Raw genomic sequence first — 3,705 nt, 5'->3', positions numbered from 1 at the left:
TGGAAACCGAGGCACCCCCGACCGGCCAGTCACCGCCTGATGTCTCCCGGGTTGATATCACTCTCACCGTCAACGGCACAGCTCATCGGCTGGAGATCGACTCGCGTGTGACGCTGCTCGATGCGCTGCGCGACCATCTGGGCCTGACCGGAGCCAAGAAGGGGTGTGACCAGGGTGCGTGCGGGGCGTGCACGGTGCTGGTGGACGGCAAGCGTGTGGTGTCGTGTCTGGCGCTGGCCGCGCAGTACGAGGACCGTGAGATCTCCACGGTGGAATCCCTGTGCCCGACCGGGGAGCTGCACCCCATGCAAAAAGCGTTCGCCAGGCATGACGCGTTCCAGTGCGGTTACTGCACGCCGGGGCAGATCATGTCGGCGGTCTCGCTCATCGCCGAGGGACGTGCGAACTCGGAGGAAGAGATCCGTGAGTTCATGAGCGGCAACATCTGCCGCTGTGGCGCCTATCCGAACATTCGCGCAGCGATCCGCGACGTTGCGGCGGGGGGTTGATCCATGCGTCCCTTCGACTACGTTCGGGCCACCGACACCGAGCAGGCTGTCGCCGTGGTCAGCGCCGATCCGCACGCATCGTTCCTCGCCGGCGGCACGACGCAGTTGGACCTCATGAAGGACGGGGTCCTCGGACCGGAGCGGCTCATCGACATCACCCGGCTGCCGCTGGCCGGCATCACGCACACCGACACGACCGTCCGGGTCGGGGCGCTCACGACGATGGAGGAGCTGGCCGCCGATCCCGTCGTCAGGGAGCGGCTGCCGTTTGTGCGGGAGGCTCTGCTGTTCGGCGCCTCGACCCAGCTGCGCAACATGGCCACCATCGGCGGCAACCTGCTGCAGCGAGCCCGGTGCCGGTACTTCAGAGACCCCACCGTCGCTGCCTGCAACAAGCGCAGCCCGGGCTCGGGGTGTGCCGCCATCGCGGGCATCCAGCGGATGCACGCCATCCTCGGCACCAGCGACCACTGCATCGCCCTGCACGCCTCGGACGTGGCGGTTCCGCTGGTGGCGCTGGACGCCGTCGTGCACGTCCGGGGCGCGGACGGGACCCGGTCGATCCCCCTGACCCAGTTCTATCTCCCGCCGGGCGACACACCCCACATCGAGAACGTGCTGCAGCACGGCGAGCTGATCACTGCGCTCGAGATCCCCCTGCTCCCCGAGACCGCACGGTCGCACTACCTGAAGGTCCGCGACCGCGTCTCCTACGAGTTCGCGCTGGCCTCGGCCGGCGTGGCTCTCGTGATCGAGGACGGTCTCGTTCAGGAGGCGCGCGTGGCGCTGGGCGGGGTCGGCACCGTCCCCTGGCGCGCGTGGGACGCGGAGGACGTCCTGCGTGGCGCCCGCGCGGGCGCCGACTCCTTCCGCGCGGCGGCAGAAGCGGCACTGGAGGGTGCCAGGCCGCTGCCCGGCACCGCGTTCAAGGTGGAGTTGGCCAAGCGCACCCTCGTGCGCACGCTCGAGACCGTTGCAGGAGCAGCGTCATGACCACTCTCGAAACCGGCACGGTCGTCGGTGCGGGCCTGGAGCGCGTGGACGCTCCGCTGAAGGTGACCGGATCGGCTCAGTACCCCAACGATTTCTCCCTCACCGGTATGGTGCACGCCGCCCTGGTGGGCAGCACCATCGCCGCGGGGCGCATCCGCGGCATCGATGTGACCAGGGCCTGGGCAGCGCCGGGCGTGCTGGCCGTCGTGACGCATCTGAACGCGCCGAAGCTGGAACGCGGCCCGATGACCCTGCTGGGCGGATCGCCTCCGGCTCCGCTGCAGGACGATCGCGTCCTGCACTACGGGCAGCACATCGGCGTCGTGGTGGCCGAGAGCGCCGAGCAGGCCCGGCACGCCGCACGGCTGGTACGCGTCGAGTACGAGCCGGCCGAGGCCCTGCTCGACGTGGACGACCCGCGTGCCGAGATCGTCGAGAACCCCTGGGGGCTGGACACCGAGCGCGGTGACGTCACCGCCGGTTTCGCCCGGGCGGACGTCGTCGTCGACGAGGCCTACACCACCCCCGACAACACCAACAACCCGCTCGGCCTGATGGCCACCGTCGCGTCCTGGCACGGCGATTCGCTCACCGTGCACGACTCCACCCAGTGGCCGCACAACGTGCGTGCCTCGCTCGCCGGCATTTTCAAGGTCCCCGAGAGCGGCGTCAGGGTCCTCGCGCCCTTCGTCGGCGGCGGCTTCGGTGCCGGCCTGCGCGTGTGGTCCCACGTCATCCTCACCGTGCTGGCCGCCCGCGAGGTCGGGCGCCCGGTCAAGCTGGTGCTGACCCGGCCGGAGATGTTCACCTCCGTGGGGCACCGGCCCAACAGCGTCCAGCAGATCAAGATCGGCGCCACCCGGGACGGGGACCTCGTGGCCATCGAGCACCACGGCATCTCGTCCGTGGCGATGGAGGACGACGACTACGAACCGGTCTCCTTCGGTTCGGCCGTCTCCTACGCCTGCCCGAACGCCCTGACCCGCGACCGGCAGGCCCGGCTGAACATCCCCTGCCCGGGCTCCATGCGCGCGCCGGCCGAGGGGCAGGGCAACTTCGCCCTCGAGTCCGCCATCGACGAAGTCGCCCACGCCATCGGCATGGACCCCCTCGAGATCCGCCTGCGCAACTACGCCGAGGAGCACCCGATCCTCGGCCTGCCCTGGTCGAGCAAGGCGCTCCGGGAGTGCTTCGTGGCGGGCGCCGAGCGGTTCGGCTGGTCGCGGCGCACCCCGGAACCCGGCTCCATGCGCGACGGCCGCTGGCTCGTCGGCTACGGCCTGGCCGGCGTCTCCTACCCGTTCTACCAAGTGCCGTGCCAGGCCCGTGCCTCGGTGCGCCACGACGGCTCGGCATACGTGCGCAGCGCCGCCACCGACATCGGAACCGGCACCTACACGGTCATGACCCAACTGGCGGCCGAGCTGCTCGGCGTCGACGTCGCCCGGGTGCGGTTCGACCTCGGCGACTCCGACATGCCGTACGCGCCCCAGGCCGGCGGCTCCGGCCTCACCGGCGCTCTCGGCAACGCCGTCCACGCCGCCTGCCGGCGCCTGGTGCGGGAGTTCCTCGACGTCGTGCGCGACGACACCGAATCCCCGCTGCACGGAGCCGCGCTCGACGACGTCACCGTCACCGACGGGCGCATCCACCGCATCGGTGATCCCGCCCAGGGGGAGACCTACACGGAGATCCTGACCCGTCACGGCCTCGAGGAACTCAGCGCCGACGGCAGGAGCACTCCCCCGCAGGCCGAGGAGCTGGGGATGGCGCTCTCCGGCGCCTTCGGAGCCAAGTTCGTCGAGGTGCGCCTCGACCCCGAACTGGGCCTGCTGCGGGTGGCCCGGGTCGTCTCCGCGATCGACGGCGGGCGCATCCTCAACGAGAAGACCGCCACCAGCCAGATCATCGGCGGCACGGTGGGCGGCATCAGCCAGGCGATGTTCGAGGAGACGGCCACCGACCAGGGCACCGGCCGCATCGCCAACGCCACCTTCGGGGACTACCTGATGCCGGTGAACGCCGACGTTCCCGACATGGAGGTGCTCTTCGTCGGCGGCCCCGACCGGGCAACCGCGGTGGGCACCAAGGGAGTCGGCGAAGTCGGCCTGGTCGGCCTGGCCGCGGCCATCGGCAACGCCGTCTTCCACGCCACCGGCCGCCGCATCCGCTCCCTCCCGATCACCATCGACCGACTCATGCT

3 protein-coding genes are annotated in these 3,705 nt (G+C 70.7%); all 3 read left to right on the top strand.

Translation table 11 applies throughout. The features are described from left to right. Positions 1–56: 56 nt before the first annotated feature. Complete coding sequence (locus ACTWQJ_RS48210) at positions 57–509, top strand: (2Fe-2S)-binding protein (protein WP_443312705.1); 453 nt, start codon at positions 57–59, stop codon at positions 507–509. 3 nt (positions 510–512) lie between these two features. Beyond that, positions 513–1,502, top strand: coding sequence for an FAD binding domain-containing protein (locus tag ACTWQJ_RS48205; RefSeq protein ID WP_443312704.1), 990 nt, complete (start codon positions 513–515; stop codon positions 1,500–1,502). Then, positions 1,499–3,705, top strand: a 2,207-nt coding sequence (locus ACTWQJ_RS48200) for a xanthine dehydrogenase family protein molybdopterin-binding subunit (protein WP_443312703.1), incomplete at its 3' end; no start/stop codon positions are given. The genes ACTWQJ_RS48205 and ACTWQJ_RS48200, both read left to right, overlap by 4 nt.

Origin of the sequence: Streptomyces sp. KR55, assembly GCF_052245645.1 — a bacterium.
Lineage (GTDB): Bacteria > Actinomycetota > Actinomycetes > Streptomycetales > Streptomycetaceae > Streptomyces > Streptomyces flavusporus.
The sequence above is the reverse complement of the archived record's forward strand: the minus strand, read 5'-3'. Positions and strand labels throughout refer to the sequence as shown.

Bases quoted from the DNA above. Each gene is read 5' to 3' on its own strand.
- ACTWQJ_RS48205 (WP_443312704.1), top strand. From the start codon at position 513: ATGCGTCCCTTCGACTACGTTCGGGCCACCGACACCGAGCAGGCTGTC.